This window comes from Cohnella xylanilytica (assembly GCF_014212175.1).
In the GTDB taxonomy this organism is placed as follows: domain Bacteria; phylum Bacillota; class Bacilli; order Paenibacillales; family Paenibacillaceae; genus Cohnella; species Cohnella xylanilytica.
In genome coordinates this window covers 85,397-107,018 of sequence record NZ_JACJVR010000019.1, presented here as the reverse complement: position 1 = coordinate 107,018, position 21,622 = coordinate 85,397, and the positions used below count along the sequence as shown (strand labels likewise).

Annotated in this window: 19 protein-coding genes; all 19 read left to right on the top strand. The window is 64.2% G+C overall.

Annotated features, from left to right (window positions below):
• Positions 1-278 precede the first annotated feature (278 nt).
• Positions 279-1,427 carry a family 8 glycosyl hydrolase gene (locus H7B90_RS05880; protein ID WP_185134921.1) on the top strand — a complete coding sequence of 383 codons (1,149 nt, stop codon included), beginning with the start codon at positions 279-281 and terminating at the stop codon, positions 1,425-1,427.
• 42 nt (positions 1,428-1,469) lie between these two features.
• A complete protein-coding gene (locus tag H7B90_RS05875; protein WP_185134920.1) occupies positions 1,470-2,549 on the top strand; it encodes a hypothetical protein in 1,080 nt (359 codons plus the stop codon).
• 59 nt (positions 2,550-2,608) lie between these two features.
• Positions 2,609-3,934: an AMP-binding protein gene (locus H7B90_RS05870; protein WP_185134919.1), complete on the top strand. Its 1,326-nt coding sequence runs from the start codon at positions 2,609-2,611 to the stop codon at positions 3,932-3,934.
• A 13-nt stretch (positions 3,935-3,947) separates the two neighbouring features.
• A complete protein-coding gene (locus H7B90_RS05865; RefSeq protein WP_185134918.1) occupies positions 3,948-4,211 on the top strand; it encodes a phosphopantetheine-binding protein in 264 nt (87 codons plus the stop codon).
• 11 nt (positions 4,212-4,222) lie between these two features.
• On the top strand, positions 4,223-5,221 hold the full coding sequence (locus H7B90_RS05860; protein WP_185134917.1) for a Gfo/Idh/MocA family protein: 999 nt from the start codon (positions 4,223-4,225) through the stop codon (positions 5,219-5,221).
• 32 nt (positions 5,222-5,253) lie between these two features.
• Positions 5,254-6,375: a DegT/DnrJ/EryC1/StrS family aminotransferase gene (locus H7B90_RS05855; protein WP_185134916.1), complete on the top strand. Its 1,122-nt coding sequence runs from the start codon at positions 5,254-5,256 to the stop codon at positions 6,373-6,375.
• 29 nt (positions 6,376-6,404) lie between these two features.
• Complete coding sequence (locus tag H7B90_RS05850) at positions 6,405-6,686, top strand: acyl carrier protein (RefSeq protein ID WP_185134915.1); 282 nt, start codon at positions 6,405-6,407, stop codon at positions 6,684-6,686.
• Positions 6,683-7,642, top strand: coding sequence for a DUF6005 family protein (locus H7B90_RS05845; protein ID WP_185134914.1), 960 nt, complete (start codon positions 6,683-6,685; stop codon positions 7,640-7,642). The genes H7B90_RS05850 and H7B90_RS05845 overlap by 4 nt, the downstream gene beginning before the upstream one ends.
• On the top strand, positions 7,599-8,960 hold the full coding sequence (locus tag H7B90_RS05840; protein ID WP_185134913.1) for a glycosyltransferase family 4 protein: 1,362 nt from the start codon (positions 7,599-7,601) through the stop codon (positions 8,958-8,960). The genes H7B90_RS05845 and H7B90_RS05840 overlap by 44 nt, the downstream gene beginning before the upstream one ends.
• Positions 8,947-10,758, top strand: a complete 1,812-nt coding sequence (locus H7B90_RS05835; protein ID WP_185134912.1) for an ABC transporter ATP-binding protein — start codon at positions 8,947-8,949, stop codon at positions 10,756-10,758. Before H7B90_RS05840 ends, H7B90_RS05835 begins: the two co-directional genes overlap by 14 nt.
• On the top strand, positions 10,755-12,278 hold the full coding sequence (locus H7B90_RS05830) for a class I adenylate-forming enzyme family protein (protein WP_185134911.1): 1,524 nt from the start codon (positions 10,755-10,757) through the stop codon (positions 12,276-12,278). The genes H7B90_RS05835 and H7B90_RS05830 overlap by 4 nt, the downstream gene beginning before the upstream one ends.
• Positions 12,262-12,519: a phosphopantetheine-binding protein gene (locus tag H7B90_RS05825; protein WP_185134910.1), complete on the top strand. Its 258-nt coding sequence runs from the start codon at positions 12,262-12,264 to the stop codon at positions 12,517-12,519. Before H7B90_RS05830 ends, H7B90_RS05825 begins: the two co-directional genes overlap by 17 nt.
• Positions 12,516-13,682 (top strand): phenylacetate--CoA ligase family protein, encoded by a 1,167-nt coding sequence (locus H7B90_RS05820; protein ID WP_185134909.1) that lies wholly within the window; start codon positions 12,516-12,518, stop codon positions 13,680-13,682. Before H7B90_RS05825 ends, H7B90_RS05820 begins: the two co-directional genes overlap by 4 nt.
• Complete coding sequence (locus H7B90_RS05815; RefSeq protein ID WP_185134908.1) at positions 13,679-14,659, top strand: hypothetical protein; 981 nt, start codon at positions 13,679-13,681, stop codon at positions 14,657-14,659. Before H7B90_RS05820 ends, H7B90_RS05815 begins: the two co-directional genes overlap by 4 nt.
• Positions 14,649-15,509, top strand: coding sequence for a sugar phosphate isomerase/epimerase family protein (locus H7B90_RS05810; protein ID WP_185134907.1), 861 nt, complete (start codon positions 14,649-14,651; stop codon positions 15,507-15,509). The genes H7B90_RS05815 and H7B90_RS05810 overlap by 11 nt, the downstream gene beginning before the upstream one ends.
• Positions 15,506-16,807, top strand: coding sequence for an ATP-grasp domain-containing protein (locus H7B90_RS05805; RefSeq protein WP_185134906.1), 1,302 nt, complete (start codon positions 15,506-15,508; stop codon positions 16,805-16,807). Before H7B90_RS05810 ends, H7B90_RS05805 begins: the two co-directional genes overlap by 4 nt.
• Complete coding sequence (locus tag H7B90_RS05800; RefSeq protein ID WP_185134905.1) at positions 16,804-18,072, top strand: type III PLP-dependent enzyme domain-containing protein; 1,269 nt, start codon at positions 16,804-16,806, stop codon at positions 18,070-18,072. Before H7B90_RS05805 ends, H7B90_RS05800 begins: the two co-directional genes overlap by 4 nt.
• Positions 18,073-18,143: 71 nt before the next feature.
• Positions 18,144-19,754 (top strand): response regulator transcription factor, encoded by a 1,611-nt coding sequence (locus H7B90_RS05795; RefSeq protein ID WP_185134904.1) that lies wholly within the window; start codon positions 18,144-18,146, stop codon positions 19,752-19,754.
• Complete coding sequence (locus tag H7B90_RS05790; RefSeq protein WP_246578654.1) at positions 19,751-21,517, top strand: sensor histidine kinase; 1,767 nt, start codon at positions 19,751-19,753, stop codon at positions 21,515-21,517. The genes H7B90_RS05795 and H7B90_RS05790 overlap by 4 nt, the downstream gene beginning before the upstream one ends.
• The last annotated feature ends 105 nt before the right edge of the window (positions 21,518-21,622 follow it).

Sequence of the window (21,622 nt, the reverse complement as noted above, 5' to 3'; positions counted from 1 at the left end):
CTACATCCTGGAAGCGGGCTAACCTGCATGCGGCCGCCGAATCCATCTACGGATTCGGCGTTTTGCCGCTTGGCCGGAAGTCGGACTGGCCTCGGAAGCGAGAAGCGTGGAGAAGAGAGCTATAGTTTTCGAAGGAAACCCTGTATTTTCTTCGGTAGGAGCAGGGCTTGCGTTGCGCTAGAATGAGGGGGCACGCCGGAATTTCCCTTTTTCGGATTAGTGAAAACGGTTGCAGAAGAACCCGGGAAGGGCGGACGGCCCCGATAAGGAGAGAGACGATGGGACAACGGCAAGGCGCATACGAGACGGGGACGTACAGGAACGTCTTCCTCGAGCTGGGCTATTCGGAAGAGGAGATCGCGGCCAGAGTCGAAGAGACGTGGAAGAGGCTGTTCGAAGGGCCGGAGGATACCCGCATCTATTACGAAGCGGGAGACCGGATGGGCTATCTGCTCGACACGGGCAATCTCGACGTCCGAACGGAAGGCATGTCGTACGGCATGATGATGGCCGTCCAATTGGACCGCAAGGACGTATTCGACCGAATCTGGCTGTGGTCGCATACGCACATGCTCATGAGCGAAGGGGAGAACGCCGGCTACTTCGCTTGGTCGTGCAACCCGGACGGCTCGAAGCGCGCGACCGGCCCCGCGCCGGACGGGGAAGAGTTTTTCGCGATGGCGCTGCTGTTCGCTTCGCACCGCTGGGGAGACGGCCCCGCGCCGTTCGATTACGGGAAGCAGGCGAGGGATTTGCTCCGGACATGCGTCCACAAGGGAGAGGACGGGGTCGGCTATCCGATGTGGAATCGGGACAACAAGCTGATCAAATTCGTTCCCAATTGCGAATTTTCGGACCCTTCCTATCATTTGCCCCACTTCTACGAGCTGTTCGCCTTGTGGGCGTATCCCGAGGACCGGCCGTTCTGGAAGGAAGCGGCGGAAGCCAGCCGGGCCTACCTGAGGCTCGCCTGCCACCCGCGGACGGGACTCGCCCCGGAATACGCCCATTACGACGGGACGCCGAACGACGACCGAGGCTACGGCAAGTTTTTCAGTGATTCGTACCGGGTCGCGGCGAACGTCGGGCTGGACTACGAATGGTTCGCGGCCGACGAATGGCAGCGCGGCCAAGCGGACCGGATTCAGGCGTTCTTCGCGGACATCCCCCCGGACGATTACCGCCGCTATACGATCGAGGGCGAACCGCTGGAGGAGAAGGCGCTGCATCCGGTCGGGCTGCTGGCGACGAACGCGATGGCTTCTCTCGCCGCCTCCGGCCCTCATGCCGAGGCCAGCGTCCGCCTTCTCTGGGAGACGCCCGTGCGGACCGGGGAGCGCCGCTATTACGACAATTGCCTCTATCTGTTCGCCGTTCTGGCGCTAAGCGGGCGGTATCGGATCTGGAAGCCGGCGGACGAACGGTAACGAGACGGCATTGTACCCTGCGGATGAAGGAGGCGGTCGGCGGTGGCGAGCGAATCGCTCCGGATCGAACCTTATAACGAGATGTGGCTCGATTGCGTCCATAACAACGTGATGTCCCTGTTGATCGGCGCGAACGAAGGGTTCCGGCGGATCCCTCTCTATCTGGACGTTCAGTACGCCAAGAAGATGACCGATCAGACCTTCGACGCCGAAGCGACCCGGACGCGGCTGCTGGCCGAAGGGTTCATGATCCCGAAGGTGCTGTACTCCATGGACGTCTTCAAGGACTTCCTGCTCAGCGAAGAGATCGAACTGGAATCGAACGAGCTGGAGAAGACTCTGGAGCTCGTGCGGACGGCGATCGGGGAAGGATTCTACGTCTTCCTGAAGGTGGACCGCTTCTTCTATCCGGCGGGCCGGGAAGCGGGGAAGACCCATCTGATCCACCCCGTGTTCATCTACGGTTACGACGACGAGAACCGGCAGCTCCGCGTCATCGAGGATTGCATGATGCCCGGAACGATGGACGACTACCTGCTGCCTTACGAGTCGGTGGCGAGATCGCTCGAGCATCTGATCGGCGAGCACCGGGTGACGCTCGTGAGATGCAGAAGCGCCGAGCGCCGGGTTCCCTCCTTCGAAGACCCGCTGGCGCCGGTCCGGGCGGCGTATGCCATGGCCCGGCGGCTGCTCGAAGGCAAGCCCTTCTACCTCGAACAGTACGATCTGCATTATCATGGAGGGCTTGCGAGTCTGGACAGCTACGCGGAGGAGCTCGAGCTTCTGTTCGGCCGCTTGGAAGACAGGCGGATGTTCGGGATGAGAACGCTGGCGTTCCAGCAAGTCCACGGGCGCAACGCGAACGTCGTGCGCTTCATGCTCGAGCGGGGCATGGCCGATCCCGGCGGCGCGGAGAAGCTCGCCCAATCGTACGGTCAGCTGCGGAAGCAATGGGAGATTTACAAAATCAAAAGCTACTATCTTCTGGATGCCAAGGCGGACGATCCTTCGAGGGTCGACGCCGATCGCTGCCGTCCGCTGCAGGCGCGGCTCGCGAATCTTCGGGCGTTGGAGGAGGAAGCCGCGGAGAAGCTCGCCCGCCTCTGCGAGCCGCTGCTCTAGAGAGTCGGCGCCTTCGCCTTCGAACAAGATAACGCATTCATTGATAGAAAAGGAGAAATATGTTCATCGTCAATAAACAGCGGTACAGCCGCGGCGACTTCGAACGGCGGAAGCGGGAATTGGCCGAGTCCATCCCCCGGGCCGGCCGGGAAGGCAAGCTCGTCGCGCTCTGCTTGACGGAACCGCTCGATATTCTGGCCGCCCTGGAGACGACGATAGACGGCGGCGGCTCCGTACTGCTGCTGAACGGCGAGACTCCCGCGGAGGAGGCTCGGAGGAAGGCCGAAGAAGCGGGCTGCGCCGGGATCTTCCATGCCGGCGGCGGACCGACGGCTTACACCGCGCTCCGTCCGTCCGCCCCGCGAACGTCCGCGGAGCCGTCGCTGCTTCAATACAGCTCCGGAACGACCGGAGAGCCGAAGCTGATCGAGCGTCCCTGGCGCGATGTCGTCGCGGAGATCGAGGCCTACAATCGGGCGTATCCCGGCGATTCGAACGATTCAAGCGGTTCGAGCGGCGGTTCGAGCGGCGGTTCGAGCGAATCGGGTGGTTCGGGCGGTCCGGGCGGATCTGGCGGCGGCTCCGAGACGCCGATCATTCTCGTTCCCGTCTCCCATTCGTTCGGGCTGATCGCGGGAGCGCTGGCGGCGCTTCGCCGCGGCGCCGAACCGATCCTCGTGACGGATAGAAATCCGAGATTCGCCGTCGGCCTCATCGAACGGACGCCCCGGCACGTCGTGTACGCCGTTCCGTTCCTGCTCCACGTCGTCGCCTCCTTGATGCGGGATCGGATCTCCTTGCGCAAGGTCGTCAGCTCGGGCTCCCCGCTGCCTCTGGAGCTGATGCGGCGCTTGGCCGATTCGGGCGTCCGGATCGTCCAGCAGTACGGCTGCACGGAAGCCGGCTGCATCGCGATCGGGGACAACCCCTCCTCTCCTTCCGACGTCGGACGGCCCCTCGATTCCGTCCGCGTCGAAGCGGCCGGGACGCCCGACACGCCGGCGGAAGTGACGGTCTCGGCTTCGGGAAGGCTCGTCCGGACGGGGGATCTCGGGTATGTGTCGGAAGGCCGGCTTCACGTGCTGGGCCGAATCGACGATCTGATCAACGTCTCCGGCCAGAAGGTGATTCCTTCCGAAGTAGAAGACGTCATCCTTCGGCTGGAGGGCGTGCGCGAGGCCGTCGTGCATCGGACGAGCCATCCGGTGTGGGGAGAAGCCGTCAAGGCCCGGATCGTTCCCGGCCGCCCCGACCTGACCGCGGCGGAAGTGAAGGAATGGTGCATGAAGCGGTTGCCGGCGTACAAGGTGCCGAGCGCGATCGAGTTCGCGGGCGAGATCCCGAGAACCGCGAACGGCAAGCTGATTCGACAACGACTGGACTAAGGAGATGAGCTTGATGAGCGACGCGACGATTCTGGATCGGCTGAAAGGGCTGATCGAGAACAACCTGGAGGTGGCGCTGCCGGAAGACGCGGCGGCGGGCCATCGGCTGTACGAGGATCTGAACATCGATTCGATCATGGTTCTGCAATTGGTCGTGTACATCGAAGAAGAATTCGGCGTGGCCGTTCCGGAAGAGGACGTCGACCCCGCCGTGTTCCAGACGCTCGGCTCGCTGGTCGACTTCGTCGAACGGCTCCGGGCGAATAGCGTCGCCTGAAGGGCCGTCCGATGAAGCAAGCGAAGCTGGGCATCGTCGGGTTCGGACGGATCGTCGAACTGGTGCACCTTCCGTTGATCCGGAGAGTGCCCGTCCTTCAGGCCGCCGGCGTGTTCGACATTACCGCGCAGCGGCTGGCGTTGGCGGAGAAGCGGGGCTTCCGCGCGTACGACAGGCTGGAGGACCTCCTCGACAGCGACGTGGACGCCGTCCTCGTCGCCACGCCCCCGAGCTCTCACAGCGAGCTGGCGATCGAGGCGCTTCGGCGCGGCAAGCACGTCATGGTCGAGAAGCCGGTCGCCGTCCGCCACGACCAGGCGGCGGAGGTCATGAACGCCGCGCGCGAGGCGGGGCGGATCGCGACCGTCTTCCATAACCGCCGCCTCGATCCGGACTTCCTGTTGGCGAAGGAAGCGATCGCGAGCGGAATGCTGGGCCAAGTGCAATTCGTGGAACGCAGGTGCCATCGGTTCGGCTCGGGAGCGTCCTTCGCCGTCAAGTCCTTCGACCCGGAATGGCGGAACAAGCCGGAGTACGGGGGCGGCGCGCTTCTGGATTGGGGCGTGCACCTGGTCGATCAGCTGCTTCAATTGAACCTGGGCCGGGTCGTTCAAGTTCAAGGCCTCGTCCGCCGTCTTCCGTGGAACCGGGGCGAAGCCGACGATTACGCGGTCGCCCGTCTTACGCTGGACAACGGCATCGTGCTGACGGCCGAGACGAACTTCGCTTCCCTGGCGCCGGAGCCGATGTGGGTTATCGGAGGGGACCGGGCGACGCTGTGCGTGGTGTCGGAGACGGAAGCCTATCTGCGGGAGCCGGGAAGACCGGCGCGGGCCTTGGAGACGGGACCGGTCTCGCGGTTCGCGGCGGCCGCGCTGTACGAAGCGTTCGCGAACGCGATTCTCGAAGGCGGGGAGCCGTTCGTCCCGATGGAGGAAGCGGTCGGCGCGATGAAGGTGCTGGATCTGGTCGAACGTTCCTCCCGGGAAGGCCGAACCGAATGGATGTAAGATTGCCGAATCGATAAGACGCGAGGTGCGCCATGGGAGTATTGTTTTCGGCCGCGTCCCGGGAGTTCGAGATCATCCGGGACGATTGGCTTCGGTCGCTGGAGGAGATCGCCGCTAGGGGAGCGTTCGTCGGCGGGCCCCCGGTGGCCCGGTTCGAGCAGGCCTTCGCCGGCTATATCGGCACGAGCGAAGCGATCGGGGTCGGGAACGGCACCGATTCCCTGTATCTCATTCTCAAGGCTCTCGGCGTGGGGCCGGGAGACGAAGTGATCACCGCGGCGAACACGTTCATCGCGACCGTCGAAGCGATCCACCATACCGGGGCGACCCCCGTCTTGGCCGATTGCCGCTCCGACGACTTCCTGATCGACGCGGAGCAGGTTCGCCGGCGGATCACTTCGCGGACGAAGGCGATTCTTCCCGTCCATCTGTACGGCCAAATCGCCGACATGGACGAGATTCTGGACATCGCCAGGGAGAGAGGAATCCACGTCGTCGAGGACAGCGCCCAAGCGGCGGGAGCGAGGCGGAAGGGCAAGGCGGCGGGAAGCTTCGGGATCGCGGGCTCGTTCAGCTTCTACCCGGACAAGAACCTGGGCGCCATCGGAGACGGCGGAGGCATCGTCACCTCGGACGCGAAGCTGGCCGCCTCCGTCCGCAAGCTGAGGAATCACGGCGGGGAGGTCCGCTACCAGCACGACGTTCCGGGCTTCAACAGCCGCCTGGATCCGATTCAGGCCGCGGCGCTGGAGCTTAAGCTGAAGCATCTGGACGAATGGAACCGCGCGCGCCGCCAGGTTGCCGGATGGTACGAGCACTATCTGGGGCCGATCGGCGGCATCGAGCTTCCCCGCCACCGCGGGGACGAGAGCCACGCGTTCCACGTCTACGTCGTCCGGGTCGACGAGAAGGCGCGAGATCGCGTTCGGAAGCAGCTTCAGAAAAAAGGGGTGTTGACGGCGGTGCATTATCCGCTGCCGGTTCACCTGACCCCGGCGTTCCGCCATCTGGGCCATCAAGCCGGCGATTATCCGGTGTCCGAGGCGTTCGCCGGACAAATTCTCTCCCTGCCGATGAACATCGCCGTCCGGGAAGAGGACGTCGCCCTGATCGCGCGGGAGCTCGCGTCGGCGCTCGGCGCCATTCACGTATAGAACGGATATAGAACGGAGGAACGACCGCAATGAGCCTAACTTACGAGCAACAGGAAGTCGAACGGTTCGTGAAGGAACGAATGGCCGACTTGATCTCGCGGCCGGAGCTCGCGGCGGAATTCAAGGAAGACACGGCCCTGGAGGAAGTCGGCATCGATTCCGTCCTGATGGTCAGCCTGATGGTTCAGCTCGAGCAGAAGTTCGATATTTTCTACGAGGACGACGAGCTGACCTCCGATAACTTCGCCACCGTCGGAATTATCGTGGAACGGCTGATGAAGAAGCTGTCCGTCGCGGAGGCCCGGCCGTGAGCGAGCCGGCGCCGAGCCATGCGCACTGCCTGCTCAGCGGCTTGGCCTACGGACTCGGGCTGGCCGGCCTGGACGACAGGCCGCTCTACATCGGCTCGTGGGACGCCCCGTTCGGCGTGACGGAGGACGGGATTCTCTCCTATTATTCCGCGGAGATCACTCCCCGAAGCCAGCTGGATTCGTTCGTCCGGCTCTACGGGGACGGGCTGTCCGAATGGTACGATCACGCCGCGGACAAGCAGGCCAATTACGGAAGCTGGCTGGAGACGCTCGGCGCCTACCCCTCGGAGGTCCATCTTCTCCAGCTGGATTTGTACTACCTGCCTTACGATAGACGCAGCTACCGGTCGGTTCACCGGCCGCATTACGTGATCGTTCGCGGCTTGCCCGGCGGCTCGTACGGGATTCGGGATCCGTACTTGGGATGGGAGGGCGAATTGGCCGAGGACACGGTCCGGGAGGCGTTCTTCGGGAACCCCCTTGGCGGCGGCATCCTCCTTCGTCCCGCCAAGCTGCATCGGCCGGAGGCCGGGCAGATCCGGAGCCTGTTCGAGGAGGCGACGGAAGACGAGGGGAACCCGCTGGCCGAAGCGGCCAGACGCCGGGTGCTCGATTCGCTGCCGCCCGAGAAGTTCGATCCGTCGACGCTGAAGGAGGCCTTCGCCCAATTGGGCATCCTCGCCCGGCGCAAGCTCGGGTATTCCCGGTTGTACGGCTACTTCGCGGAAGCGGTCTCCGAAGAGGCCGCGCCTTATGAAGCCGAGCTGGAGCGGCTCGTCAAGCTGTGGCAGTCGTTCGCTTATTCGGCGATCCGAGCCTCGATATCGGGGCGGGCCGAGCAGGTGAGCGGCCTGTTGGAGAAGCTGGATCGTCTGGAGCAGTTGGAGAACGAGCGGAGAGCGGAGTTGATCCATGTATACGAACGTTGGAAGATACGTGAGAATCGGCTGCATTAAGGGCCGGTCGCCCAAGGTGAACGAGAGGGCCATCGACGATTCATGGACGGGTTATCTCGGCCAATACGCAGACCTGGTCCGCATTCCTCCGATCCGGTTCGCGAAGTGCTTCGGCGGATCGCTCCGGAGCTGGGCCCGGAACGTGACGGAGTCGCTGCCGGCGGCGGCCGGGGAGCTGGCCCGGCTGACCCGCGAATACGGCGTCTCCCTGCTCTACGTGAACGCCCCCGCCTTCATTCCTTACCTGCTGATGGCGCGGAATTATGCGAAGCTGGACGTCGGCTTGCTGTTCATCGCCCATTCGGTCGGCTCCGCCTATTGGCTGAAGCAATGGCTGTCGATCGCTCCTTGGATCGGCGCCAAGGACGTCCTGCTGGCGAGCACGGAATCGAGCCGGCAAGCGCTTCTTCGGCTGTCGGGACGGTACGAGCTGGCGAACCGGATTCCGCTCTGCATCGATACGGCCGCCCGTTCGGAGGCCGACTTCCGGGAACGCGAGGGCAATCGGCTGCTGGCCATCGGAAGAATCGAAGACGTGAAGAACGTTCACGTGCTTCTTAGGTGCTTCGCGGAAGCGAAGCGGCGGGTTCCGGAGGCGGTCCTTACGGTCGCGGGAGCGTATACCGGCTCCTCGGCGGACCGGATCGACGAGTACCGGCGGCGGCTGGAGGGAATCGCGGCGGAACGCGGCCTGGGCGATTCCGTCGTCTTCGCGGGTCCGGTCGAAGGGGAAGCGAAGGAGCGGCTCTTCCGGGAGTCCGACGTCCTCGTCAACCTCTCCACCGATCCCGGCGAGACGTTCGGCTACAATCTGCTGGAGGCCAAGGCTTGGGGGCTTCCGGCGCTGTGCACGTATTGGGACGGATTCGCCGAGCTGGTCGAGCACGGGCGGGACGGGCTGTTCGCGAGCGTGGATTGGTCGGGGGATCGGCCCGTCATCCGCGAGGAAGAGGCCGTGGAGCATTGCGTTCGCTTGCTCCGGGACCGGGCGCTGCGGGAACGGATGTCCCGCGAAGCGCGGGCAAGCGCGGGCGAATTCGACTATCGCGCCGCGATGCCGCGAATCGTCTCGCTTCTGGAGAAGGCGCAGGCGAACCCGATCGGCGCCGATGAAGATACGCTAAGCGTCCTGTCGACGCCGCTCGCCCGGCTCGGCCATCTGTACGAACTCGACCGCCTCTCTCCGTTCGGCTGCTTGGATCGAACCCCGCTCTCCATTCTGGAGTGGGAGACGACCGATCGGCTGGAGGAGTGGATGCCGAAGGCCAAGCCGGTCATTCATCATTTTGCCGGGAGGGTGGAGCATGCACGGGTTTAAGCTGTTCATGAGATTGTCTCCGCACGTGAACGTCCGGTGGCCGCTGACGTCGACCGCCTACGCGTGCACGTTGATCCAGCTCGCATTGACGATGGCGCAGCCGATGATCTTCGCTTATCTGATCGACGACGTCCTGATCGAAGGCGACAAGGCTCTCGTGCTCCCGCTCCTGGGCTTGTCGCTTGGACTTGCGGTCTTGTCCATCCTGTTCTCCTTCGTCCGCTCCGGCCTGTTCCGCTACTTGGGCATTCGCCATACGCTGGACATTCGGGACGTCCTGCTCCGGCACACGCGCGCCATCCCCCTTCCCGACATCGAGAAGCCGGGGGCGGGCAAGTTCACGGCGCTGCTCGGCATGGACGCGGCCACCTTGGGCAACTTCCTGAATCACGTGATCGTGGAGATGCTGTCCCAGCTGTTCATGATGGTCGCGGCGTTCGGAATTCTGTTCTACATGGATTGGAGGCTCGGCGTCGTCGCCGTGGCCTGCAGCCCGTTCCTGCTGCTCTCGCCCAGACTGTTCCGACGGCCGCTGGCCGGCTATGCGGGGCAGGTGAGGACCCATAACGAAGAGATCGGGACGCACCTGTACGAATCGATCGAAGGCTCCAGGGAGATCCGCGTGTTCGGCCTGGAGGGCTGGGAGCAAGGCCGGAACGAGAGCATGTACCGCGGCCTGGTGCGGGCCAGCACCCGGGAGACGCTGTTCCGCGTCATGTCGTACCAGACGGGCGGGCTTCTGATCAGCGCCATTATCGCCGTCGTCTACTGGATCGGCAGCAGCCAGGTGTTGGACGGAGCCCTGTCGGTCGGCATGATGGTCGCCTCGGTCTCGTACCTGCATAACGCGCTTAACCCGATCCAGCAGTTGAACAACTTCTACGGCGAGCTGCAGAGCTCGGAGGTCGCCATGGCGCGAATCGAGCAATTCCTGGCGACGCCCGTCGACGCGTATGCCCGCAACGAACGGGCGGCCGAGGAGGCGGAAGCGGAGCCGGCGGGAGCGGAGCCGGCAGGAGCGGGAGTGGGAGTGGAGATCCGGGATTTGCAGGTGGAATACGACGGGGTTCGCATTTTGAAGGACGTGACGCTCTCGCTCCCGGCGGGCAAGATCTACGCGTTCGTCGGAAGGAGCGGGTCGGGCAAGACGACGCTGTTCCGAACGCTTCTCGGCCTTATGCCGATCAGCGGCGGAACCGTCGTCGTCGGAGGCCGGCCGCTGGAGGAGATGACCCGGAAGGAGATCGTCCGCCGGTTCGGGGCCGTGTTCCAGGAGTCTTACCTGTTCCGGGGAACGCTCTACGAGAATATCGCGATCGGGAGGCTGGACGCGACGGAGGAAGAAGTGGCGGAAGCGGCCCGGCTGGCCGATCTGGGCGCGCTGGTCGAGAGCTTGCCGGACGGCCTGCGGACGCGAATCGATCATAAGGGCTTCCAGCTGTCCGGCGGGCAGCGGCAGCGGATCGCGATCGCCCGGGCGCTGCTCCGCCGGCCCGGGATTCTCGTCCTCGACGAGCCGACCTCCGCGTTGGACCAGCTGACCGAGAACGAAGTGATGGACGCCATCCGTTCGTCAATGGCCGGCAGGACGGTCTTCGTCTCGACGCACCGGCTGCGAACGATCGAGAACGCGGACCGAATCATCGTCATGGAGCACGGCCGGGTCGTCGCGGAAGGCACGCACGCCGAGCTGATGCGAAGCTCCCGGCTGTACTTCGAGATGGCTTCTACGTTCGAGACCGAGCGGGAACCGCGCAGCGGCTCGAATGAAGCGGCAGAAGCGGGAGTCGGGGCATGATCGCGGTCCGGGAGCTGCTGCTGTCGCGGCGGAGAAGGGACCGGGGCGTGACGTTCGCCGGGCCGGAAGGGACGTCGAGCCTGTCGTACGACGAGATCGTCGGCCGCGGAATCGACTTCGCCCGGGAGATCGGCCGGAGAGCGGGACGCGACCGCTTCATCGGGCTGATCTGGATGAACCCGTCGATCGAATGCCTGATCGCCATGACGGCGGTCGTGCTGGCGGGCGGCATTCCGGTTCCCCTGCACGGTTACGCGGCCGCCGGCGACCTTCGGCGGACGGTCGGACGGCTGGAGCCGGACGTCGCGATCCTCTCGCCCGATAAGCTGGACCTATGGCGGCGGCTGCAGGCGGGCGGTCACCGGTTGGCCGGAAGGCTGTTCGACGGGGCTTCGGGCAGGGAGATCGACGCGGGGGACGGCGGGGCGGTCCGGGAGCGCCGCTACGTTCCGCCGGACGAGACCTGCATGGTCTTCCTGTCGTCCGGCTCGACCGGAGAACCGAAAGGAATCATGCTGAGCGACAGGAACATCGCGTCCAACCTGGACGCGATTCTGGACTATACGTCGCTATCCGACGAAGACAGGGTGCTGATCACGAAGTCGCCGGGCTATTGCTCCACCGTCACCGGAGAATGGCTCGCGGCCCAGGCGGCCGGAGCGGACGCGACGTTGACGGGGGGCCTCGTCCACCCGTTGGAGCTGGCGCGGCTCGTGCGGGATCACGCCCCTACCTTCCTGAGCACGGTTCCGCCTATCCTTCAGGCTCTCGCGGATTCCGCCAAGTGGAGCCCCGAGGAATGGGCGTCGCTCCGGATGCTGCAGGTCGCGGGCGGTCCGGTGCCGCACGGGACGCTCGTCCGGATGGCGGACCGGCTGCCGCGCGCGGAGCTGATCTTCGGCTACGGGTTGACCGAGGCGTCCCCCAGGGTCGCTTACCTGCCCTACGGGCAGCTGCGGAACAAGCCGGGCTCCGTCGGGATTCCGCTTCGGGGAGTGAGCGTCTCGATCGTTCGCGACGGCGCCGAAGCCGCCCGCGGACAGCCGGGCGAAGTCGTCGTCCAAGGGCCGAACGTCATGCTCGGGTATTACGGCGATCCCGAGCGCACGGCCGAAGTTCTCGATTCCCGGGGCTTGCGCACCCGGGATATCGGCCGCATGGACGCCGACGGGTATTTGTACATCACGGGCCGGGCCGACAACGCGGTCCATGTCGGGGGCCATACGATCTATCCGGAAGCGGTCGAGCTCGCCTTGTCCGAATGCCCCGGCATCGGCGAAGCCGCGGTCGTCGCCGTCGAGGACGACCGATGGGGCAGCCGCCTCGTCGCGGTGATCGCGGGAGAAGGGAGCGCGTCCGAGAGGGAGCTGCACGCCTGGTGCGGCCGGCAGCTGCAGCCGGCCATGCGGCCGCGGGAGTTCCGGTTCGTGGCGCGACTGCCCCGGACGCCGACAGGCAAGCTCGACCGAGTCGCCTTGAAATCCCTAGCGAAGGAGAATCGTCATGTCCATGGCCGCTGAGGCCCTAACGGGAAAAGTCGTCGACATTATCGCCGGCATCGCCAACCGGCCGGCCGCCGAGACGAGCGCCGGCCATTCGCTCGCCGAAGATCTGGGGATCGATTCCATCCTGATGCTGGAGCTGCTGGCCCGTCTGGAGGAGGAATTCGGGTTCGAGCTCGAGATCGACGATCTCCGGCCGGAGAAGCTTCGTTCCGTCGAAGCGGTCGTTCGGTTCGTCCGGGAGAAGGCGGGATCATGACGGATCGCCTCAGGGAGTGTCCGGCGGATCCGATGGAAGGCCGCCTCCGGAGTCTGGCGGACGAGATCTGCGCGCTCTATCCGTATTACAAGCCGTATGCGGGCCTCGGGTTCGACCGGCTCCCCGTTACGGACAAGCGCACGATGGCGGCCAGACGGGCGGAGTTCGAGCATCCGAACCCGGGGAAGCTGTTCGAATCGTTCACGTCCGGCTCGACGGGCGTCCCCTTCCGCTGCGTGAAGTCCGCGGAGGAGAGGTGGAAGCTGTCGCTGGCGCTGTACAAGCGGCGCAAGCGCTGGGGGCTTCCCGCGAAGCACGGCATGCTGCTGCTGAGCAACAGGCTGCTGGCGGAGCCGAAGTCGCTCGCGCGCTGCGCCGAGCGGCTGGCGAGGGAGCGCCCGCACTTCGTCCAGGGCAGAGCTTCGGCGCTTCACGCCTTGGCGGAGTTCCTGCTCGAGAGAGGGATTCCGGCTCCGGACTCGCTGCTCTTCGCGCAGAATTGGGGCGAATATCTGCATCCGCGGCAGAAGCGGGCCGTGGAAGAAGCCCTCGGCGTTCCGTTCGTCGATTATTACGGCTTGGAGGAAGTCTGGGGCGTCGCCTACTCGAACGGCCAAGGGAGTCTCGAAGTCGACGAGGATTCGGTCTACGCGGAAGCCGTCGATCCCGGGACGGGGCAGCCCGTTCCCGACGGGGAATACGGCGAGATCGCGGTCACCTCGTTCGCGATGCGGAGCCTTCCCTTCGTTCGATACCGGACGGGGGATATCGGTCGTCTCCGGACGGACCCCGAGACCGGCAAGCGATTGCTCCAGCTGCTCCCGGTGCGGGCTTCCCAGATCCGGCTGCCGGACGGCGCGATCCATGCGGCGACTCTCCGCTACTTGGACAAATTCTTCTGGGAATTGTCCGTGGAGCGCGGCGTCCGCCAATACCAGATCGTGCAGCTCGCTTATTCGGAATTCAAGCTTCTTCTGGCCACCGAGACGGATCCGCGCGAATTCGACGCGCTTCGGGACAAGCTGGTTCAGTTCCTCGGGCAGTCGATCGGCGCGCCGGCGGCGCTTCTCGTCGAGACTGTGCCGTTCATCGAGCCGGATCCGGACAGCGGGAAGGCGCACTCGTTCGTCTGCCGAATGGAGCCAAGGGAGGGAACGGGATGAGCATTCGCGCGGAGCCGGCCCTTGCGGCGGTGCCGATGTTCAAATTGGGAGCCATGGAGTGCGCGGCCTCTTGCATCATGACCTATCTGCGGATCGCGGGGCGAGAACCGGGCCGCTTCCTGCTCGATTATTGGAATCTGAACTGCGTCTCCGGGCTGCTCGTATCCAGCCGGAACGTCCGGTTGAATCAAGCGTTGTCGGACCTGTACGGCATTCGGCTCGAGCTCGCGAAGGGCTGCCCGGACTCGCTTCGGACGGCGCTCCGTCAGGGGCATTGCGCCTTGGTCCAAGCCAGGGCTTCGCGGCTGCGCTTCTTCCCCCCGCAGATGCTGGGGCACGAGGAGAGCGGCTTCGAGCACTTCGTATTGGCCGTCGGAGCCGGCGAGCGGGACGGCTTGGTCCGAGTCGTCGATCCGATCGCCGGCTTCGCCGGGACGATGACCGCGGACCAGCTTCTGGAAGCTTCGCCCGTATCGCCGGAGCTCGCCTACTACGTGCTGGCGGAGAAGCCCGGCCGGATGTCCGGCCCGACGAGAGAAGAGATGTTCGCCTACGCGGCCGGCCGCAACTACGATCGGTACGTGCGGGCGAGGCACAGCTCCGGCATCTATGCATACGAACGGTTCGAGGAAGCGTTGGAGCGGTCCGCGGAGGCGGACCGGGCGAGCCGGGACGGTTGGGTGTACCGCAACAACGTGACCCTCTCGTCCATCGTCAAAGCGCGGCCCGCCGTGTGGAACAGCTTCGCGGAGCTGGGCCTGCTGGACGGCGACGCCGTCCGGACGGGATCGGAGCGCGTCCGCGAGATCGCGAACGGCTGGACTTCCTTGAGCCTGCTGCTGATCAAATACAAGAACGACGCGGGCGAACGTTCCCGCCTGGAAGCCGTTCGGAGGAAGCTTCGGGAACTCCGCGAAGCCGAGACGGAATTCCTGGCGTGGATGAACCGGTTAGGATGTGCGTACGGTGCGGGTTAATCTGTGTTCCATCTCGTTCCGCCACGAGCTCGTCTCGTTCCGGGAGCTGGCCCGCTATGCGCTGTCGGCCGGCTTCGACGGCATCGAGCTGTGGGGCGTTCACGCGAGATCGCTTAACCTTCAGTGGCGGGACCGGCTGCGCGAGCTCGTCCGGGACGTGCGCGAGTCCGGCATGAGCATCGCGATGATGAGCGATTACGTCGAATTCATGGGCGACGAGCCGTTCGAGGAAGAATGGCGGGAGAAGGTCCGGACCGCCCGGGCGTTCGGAACGGACAAGCTCCGCATCTTCGCGGGCCGGAGAGGCAGCCGGTCCTTCGGCGAGGAAGATTGGAGCGTCTGCGCCTCCAGGCTGCGCGAACTCTGCAGGATCGCGGCGGAAGACGAAGTGTATACCGTCGTCGAGACGCATCCGGACACCGCGGCGGATAGCCTGGCTTCGACCCTTCGGCTGCTGAAGGAGGTCGACCACCCCGCTCTCCGGTTGAACCTGGACTTCCTTCACCTGTGGGAGGCGGGGGACGACCCGCTTCGCGCTTACGAGCAGCTCGAGCCTTACGTCTTGAACTATCACTTCAAGAACGTCTCGTCCCGAGAACGGCTGCCCGTGTTCTCGCCCGCGAACATCTACTCTCCGAACGGCAGCCGGGAGGGGATCGTGCCGCTCGCGGAAGGCGAGCTGTCCTATTCGCCGATCGTCCGGAAGCTCGCGGAGAATCCGACGGATCGTCCGGTCTCGATCGAATGGTTCGGGCCGGACCCGTTCGAGGCCGTCCGGAAGGAGCTGGAATGGTTGAAGAGAACGGAACGGGAAGTCAATCAACCGAAGGAAGGGGCGAACGTCCGATGAACCGCCATGCTTCGCTGTCGTTGAACCGTCTGACCGGACTTCCGGGTCCGAAGATCTGGTACTCCAATATCAACTGGGAGCAGACCAAATCGATGGAAGGAATCCGCTTGCCCCGAATCTCCAACGCGGAAGGCGATCGGCTGGTCGGCCAGATGGACCTCTATCAGATCTACTTGGCGGACGAGCCGGATACCGTTCTTCTAAGCAGCCGGCCGGACCCCGGGTTCCTCGATTACGTTCGCGGCGAAGGAGCGGCGCTTCCCCGAATCGCCATCGCCGCCGGCGACCGCTCCGGCCGGGACGAGCGCTTCGTCCGCTCCACGGCCGTGCCGTATCTGGTCGACGAGAAGGAGGAGCGCTTCCTGCGCTCCCACGAATGCGGGTGGATCGGCCCTCCCGCCGATCTCGCCCTGCGGCTGAACAGCAAGATCGAGACCCGCCGGCTGTGCGAGCGGGTCGGGCTCGACGTCAGCGACGGCCGCGTCTGTACCGGCACCCGCGATATCCGTTCCGCGATCGAAGAGCTGGACGCGCGCTTTCCCGGCAGCCGGCTCGTCGCGAAGACCGCTTACGGTTCGGCCGGGAAGAGCCTGTTCCATATCCGCCGGAAGCAAGACGCGGACGCGCTGCTCGCCTACTTCGAGCGGCAGGTCGCGAGGGGGAGCGGGGATCCCGTCGTCACGGTGGAGAGGTGGCATCCGGTCCGCCACCATCTGTCGGCGCAGCTGTTCCTATGGAACGGCGCCTGCGACGTTCTGGCCGTAACGGAACAGAAGCTGACCGACGCGGGCGTCTACCGGGGGAGCGATCTGTCGCCCTCCTTGCCGCCCGGCTTGGCGGAGCGCTACGAGGACCGGCTGCGCGAGCTCGGGCGCGTCCTGCTGTCGCAAGGGTATGCGGGGTTCCTCGGCGTGGATTCCATCGTGGACGATGGCGGCCGTCTCATCCCGGCCGTCGAGATCAACGCCCGCTTGACCATGGTCTCCTACCTGCTCAAGATCCGGGCGAGCTTGCTGGAACGCCGATATTCGCGCATCGAGACGCGCTCTTACGATTATAAGCTGGACCGCCGGATGGACTTCTCCGAGTTCGCCGAGAGAGTCCGGGAGAATCGCGACCCGGCCGACGACCGGAGCGGTTGGTTCGTCTACGGCTATCACCACGGGCGAAGCGAAGAGACGGACCGGCACGCATACCGGGTCTCCGTCCTGCATTGGGGAATCGACGGCGAAGCGGCCGGTCGTTCCCGCGAGTCCTTCGAACGCGTGCTCGGGCAATGGGGAGGCTTATCCGCATGATGATCAACGCCGCTTCTTCGGCGCCGCTTCCGGCGGAGCCGTGGGAGGAGCTCTTGCCCGCCGTCGCGGAGAGATACGGTTCTCCGCTCTTCCTCTACGACGAGCGACGGCTGGAGCGGGACTACTTCTCGCTTCGCGACGCTCTTCCGCGGGAGGTCGTTCTCTATTATTCGATGAAGGCGAACCCGAATCCGGCGATCTGCCGCCGCATTCACGACTGGGGATCGCCCGTCGAGGTCGCTTCGATCGGCGAATACGATGCCGCGAGAGCGGCCGGCGTCCGCCCCGAGACGATCGTCTTCACGGGACCTGGCAAGAGCGGGGAGGAGATCCTCCGCGTCTTGCGGCACGGAATCTACGCGATTAACGCCGAGTCCGCGTTCGAGCTGCTCGTCATCCAAGAGCAGGCGCTCCGATTGGGGAAGGAAGCCCCCGTTACGCTGCGCGTCAACCTGGACGTCGGCCGGCCGGGCTCGCGCATGGCGTCCGTCGGCGTCTCTTCCCAGTTCGGCATCGACGAGGCCGAGCTGGACGATGCCGTCCGGCTCGCGCTCTCGCTGGACGGCGTCAAGCTCCTCGGCTTGCACACGTACCAGGGCACGCAAAACTTCCATCTCGACTTCTACCGGGAGAGCATCCCGAGAACGTTCGCCTTGGTCCGGCGGCTGCAGGCCGAGTACGCCCTGAAGCTCGAATGCGTCGGGCTGGGCGGCGGCTTCGGCGTCCCCAGCTTCGAGGGGGACGAAGAGTTCCCCGTTCGGGCGTTCGGCGCTCTGCTGGCGGAGCAAGCGAAGGCGAACGAGGATCTGGGACTGAACCGCCTGTTCGTGGAGTCGGGCCGCCGGATCGCCGCGTCGATGGGACTCTACGTGACGAAGGTGCTGTACGCGAAGAGGTCGAGGGGCAAGGACTATCTGATCGTCGACGGAGGAACGCACCACCGCGCGTTCGATTCCGTCATGGGCCGCAGCTTCAAGCGGCCGCTGCCGATTCTGGCGTGGAAGAGAGCGGAAGGAAGAGGGTACGAGTCGGGCGCGGGCGACGGACGCGTCGCCTATCAGATATGCGGCAAGCTCTGCACCCCGACGGACGTCATCCGGAGCGGGACGGAGCTGCCGAAGCTCGAGCCGGGGGACCTTATCGGGTTCCCGGACGCGGGCGCGTACGGGCTGACTTGCGGCAACGTTCATTTCCTGTCGCATGAATTGCCCAGAGAGATTATGAGGACGAAGGAAGGCGGGTTCGCCGATATCAGCTGGCTGTAGAGCGCAAGCCCGGCCGGCATCTAGCAGGCGCTTCACTAATCGTTCGGAGCCGGAAGAGGAGGAATGGGAGCATGGAACGATTACGGGCTATTCTGGTGGACGACGAGAATTTTACCCGAATGGGTCTTCTGAAGCTGATCGACTGGGAAGGCTGCGGCTTCCGGGTCGTCGGGGAGGCGGACAACGGGGAGGACGCGCTGGAGGAGATTCGGAGGACGTCGCCCGATCTGGTCGTCACCGACATTCGGATGCCGGTCATGGACGGGCTGGAGCTGATCCGCCGCACGGCCGAGAAGGACGGGCCGCAGCCCGCCTTCATCATCGTGAGCGGATACGACGACTTCAAATATGCGCAGCAAGCGGTGCGCTACGGCGTGCACGACTTCATTCTGAAGCCGATCGACGAAGTCGAATTCGCCGCGACTCTCCGCAAGCTGAGCGACCGGCTCGCGCGCGAGAAGGAGGAGCGGCGGCGCGCGGAGAGCGGGCTGACCGGAGCGGCCATCGAGGCGCTAATCCTCGGAGAGTCCGACGATATCTCCGAAGCGGAATGGAGGCGGAAGCTCTCGCTCGCTCCGGGAGAAGGGGTGCGCTACGCCCTGGCCGAGCTGAACGACCGGCATTCCTGGCGCGAACCGGACGTAAGGACGCCGACGCTCGCCAAGTTCAAGGAGCGGATCCGCGAGGCGCTCCGCGCGCTTCCGGGCTCCGAAGAGGAGGAACGGCCGTTCTGGCTTCACGAGCATCGCAACCGCATCGGCATTCTGATCACGGACCGGATGCTTCGCCCGTTCGGAGGGGACGAAGGGAGATTCGGGGCGGAGCTGCGGAGGGCGATGGGCGAGCTCGGGGACGACACTTGGCTATACGTGGGTTCTCCCGTGGCGCAGCCGACCGAGCTGCGCCTCTCGTACGAGACGGCCAGACAAGCGCTGCAGTACAAATTCGCGATAGAAGGCGGGCCGGTGCTCGTCTTCGGTCATTTGCGGGGGATCGAGCTGCTCCATACGGCCGTCGACGCGGAGTTGATCGGCCGGATCGTCGAGCAGATCGAGGAGCAGGGCCCCGACCGGATCGAAGACGCGGTGGACCGGCTGTTCCGTTATATCCGGGAGCATCGGTTCGCGCCCGAAGCGGTCAAGATGTGCGTCCAGCAATGCGCGATCGCGCTCATCCGGACGATCCGCAACATGGAAGGAGACGAGAACGGGCTCGAATCCCTGAAGCCGATCGTCGGCTGGTACGACCTTCACTTGACGCCCGGAGAGCTCCGGCGGCTGCTGACGAACTTCGCGCGCGAGAGCGCGGCGTTGATCGAGAAGCTGCGCGGGGAACAGGCGATGGGCGGCATTCAGAAGATCAAGGCGTACATCGACGCCCATTATCGGGAGAACATCAACCTGAAGAGCATCGCGACCCGGTTCTACCTCAATCCGGCGTACTTGGGCCAATTGTTCAAGAAGACGTTCGGCGTCTACTTCAACGACTATCTGCTTCTTCTGCGGATTCAGGAAGCGAAGAAGCTGCTTCGCCAGACGGATCTGCGCATCTACGAGGTGGCCGAGCGGGTCGGCTTCGGCAGCGCCGATTACTTCGTGACGCAATTCGAGAAGCAGGAAGGCATGACGCCGACGGAATACCGGGGCCGGCTGACGCGCCAGGGAAGGGGAGCCGAAGCTTGAGACCGAGCCTGGACAACGTGCGCCTGCGGGACAAGATGCTGCTTCTCTACTTCATGTGCGTGTTCTTGCCGATCGTCGTGACGAACGTCGTGTTCTACAACGTCACGACGACCAACGTCAAGTCCCAGCGCCTGCAGGATATCACCCGGGCGCTCGAACAGGTGAAGAACGAGTTCCGCGCGGAGGTGGAGGCGGTGGTCGCCCTGTCCACCGTCTTCTATACGGACAATAACGTCAACGAGATCATGGACGACGATTACGCGCGTCCGCAGGATTACATAGAGAAATACGACTACTATCTGCGAAGAATCCTTAATCCCGGCTACAATTCCGTGCAGAACATCAAGATTTACGCCGACAACCCGACCATCATCCATTCCGGCGGCATCGGGCTGCTGACGGACGAAGTGAAGCGCAGCAACTGGTACCGGGCGGTACGGGAGAGCGATTCGTCTCTTCCGCTGCTCATCCGCACGCGCCAGGAGGAAGAGAGGTCGATCATCCAGAAGGACGGGGAGGACCGGCGGGACACGTTCAGCATCGTGCGGAAGATCGATTATTACCCGCCTTATAACAAGTGGGAGAAGATCATCAAGATCGACATGAAGACTTCGACCATCGCGCAAATTTTCTCCAATCTGAACTTGACCGGCCCGACCTACCTGTTGAACGACCGGGGAGAGATCGAATATTCGACGGACCCGAACCTCGATTGGGGAAGCGGGGAGATCCCGTTCGACCGGGTCGTCCTGCCCGAGCGATCGTACCTCTTCGACGAGACGTACGAGGGGGTCGCCTACCTGAACGGCTGGCGCATCGTCAGCGCGATCTCCGAAGACGAAGTCTATCAGGCGGTCCGATCGTCCCGCGAGTCCGTCTTCCTGCTGGCGATCTTCAACATCGTGTTCGCGACCGCGATCATCGTCTGGATCAGCCGCTCGATGAACCGCCGGCTCGTCAACATTCTTCGGCATATGAAAAAAGTGAAAAACCAAAACTTCGCCACGATCAAAACGGGCGAGTCGAGAGACGAGATCGGCCAGCTGACCGTGGAATTCAACCGGATGACGAACCAGATCAAGAGCCTGATCGACGACGTCTACGTCGCGGATATCCAGACGAAGGCGCTGGAGCTCGAACGCCGGCAGGCCCAGCTGAACGCGCTGCAGAGCCAGATCAACCCGCACTTCCTGTTCAACGCGCTCGAGACGATTCGCATGCGCAGCGTCATCAAGGACGAGACCGAGACGGCCAAGATCATCGCCAATATGGCGAAGCTGTTCCGGACGTCTCTGACGTGGAACAAGGACCGCATTACGGTGGCCGAAGAGCTGGAGCTTATCCTCTGCTTCCTCGAGATTCAGAAGTACCGGTTCGAGGATCGGCTCAGGTACGAGATCGACGTCGATCCGGACGTTCGCGGCCGGGTCATTCCGAAGATGATGTTCCTCCCGTTCGTGGAGAACGCGTGCATCCACGGCGTCGAGCCGAGGCGGAACGGGAGCCGGATCGACATACGCATCTCCCGGGAAGGAGAAGAACTCGTCTTCTCCGTCCAAGACAACGGGAACGGCATGTCCGAGGAGAACGTCGCCAAGTTCTACCGCTATATGGACAGCGAAGAGACGATCGGGGAGAGGATCGGCGTGCAGAACGTCATCTATCGCCTGAAGCTCATCTACCGGGACCGGTTCCGGATGCGGGTCGAGAGCCGGCTCGGGGAAGGCCTGTTCGTCGAATTGCGCGTTCCGGGCATCGAATAAGCCGATTCTCCTATGTTTTTCAAAGCAGGACCTATAGTTTACCCCGTCAACAGAGACGAACGGCCTCTTTTATAATGAAAGAGCTTACAAAACAAACGCGAGGAA

Bases quoted from the DNA above. Each gene is read 5' to 3' on its own strand.
- H7B90_RS05805 (WP_185134906.1), top strand. From the start codon at position 15,506: ATGAACCGCCATGCTTCGCTGTCGTTGAACCGTCTGACCGGACTTCCG.
- H7B90_RS05855 (WP_185134916.1), top strand. From the start codon at position 5,254: ATGGGAGTATTGTTTTCGGCCGCGTCCCGGGAGTTCGAGATCATCCGG.
- H7B90_RS05840 (WP_185134913.1), top strand. From the start codon at position 7,599: ATGTATACGAACGTTGGAAGATACGTGAGAATCGGCTGCATTAAGGGC.
- H7B90_RS05880 (WP_185134921.1), top strand. From the start codon at position 279: ATGGGACAACGGCAAGGCGCATACGAGACGGGGACGTACAGGAACGTC.
- H7B90_RS05835 (WP_185134912.1), top strand. From the start codon at position 8,947: ATGCACGGGTTTAAGCTGTTCATGAGATTGTCTCCGCACGTGAACGTC.
- H7B90_RS05815 (WP_185134908.1), top strand. From the start codon at position 13,679: ATGAGCATTCGCGCGGAGCCGGCCCTTGCGGCGGTGCCGATGTTCAAA.
- H7B90_RS05825 (WP_185134910.1), top strand. From the start codon at position 12,262: ATGTCCATGGCCGCTGAGGCCCTAACGGGAAAAGTCGTCGACATTATC.
- H7B90_RS05830 (WP_185134911.1), top strand. From the start codon at position 10,755: ATGATCGCGGTCCGGGAGCTGCTGCTGTCGCGGCGGAGAAGGGACCGG.
- H7B90_RS05800 (WP_185134905.1), top strand. From the start codon at position 16,804: ATGATGATCAACGCCGCTTCTTCGGCGCCGCTTCCGGCGGAGCCGTGG.
- H7B90_RS05865 (WP_185134918.1), top strand. From the start codon at position 3,948: ATGAGCGACGCGACGATTCTGGATCGGCTGAAAGGGCTGATCGAGAAC.
- H7B90_RS05870 (WP_185134919.1), top strand. From the start codon at position 2,609: ATGTTCATCGTCAATAAACAGCGGTACAGCCGCGGCGACTTCGAACGG.
- H7B90_RS05795 (WP_185134904.1), top strand. From the start codon at position 18,144: ATGGAACGATTACGGGCTATTCTGGTGGACGACGAGAATTTTACCCGA.
- H7B90_RS05820 (WP_185134909.1), top strand. From the start codon at position 12,516: ATGACGGATCGCCTCAGGGAGTGTCCGGCGGATCCGATGGAAGGCCGC.
- H7B90_RS05860 (WP_185134917.1), top strand. From the start codon at position 4,223: ATGAAGCAAGCGAAGCTGGGCATCGTCGGGTTCGGACGGATCGTCGAA.
- H7B90_RS05850 (WP_185134915.1), top strand. From the start codon at position 6,405: ATGAGCCTAACTTACGAGCAACAGGAAGTCGAACGGTTCGTGAAGGAA.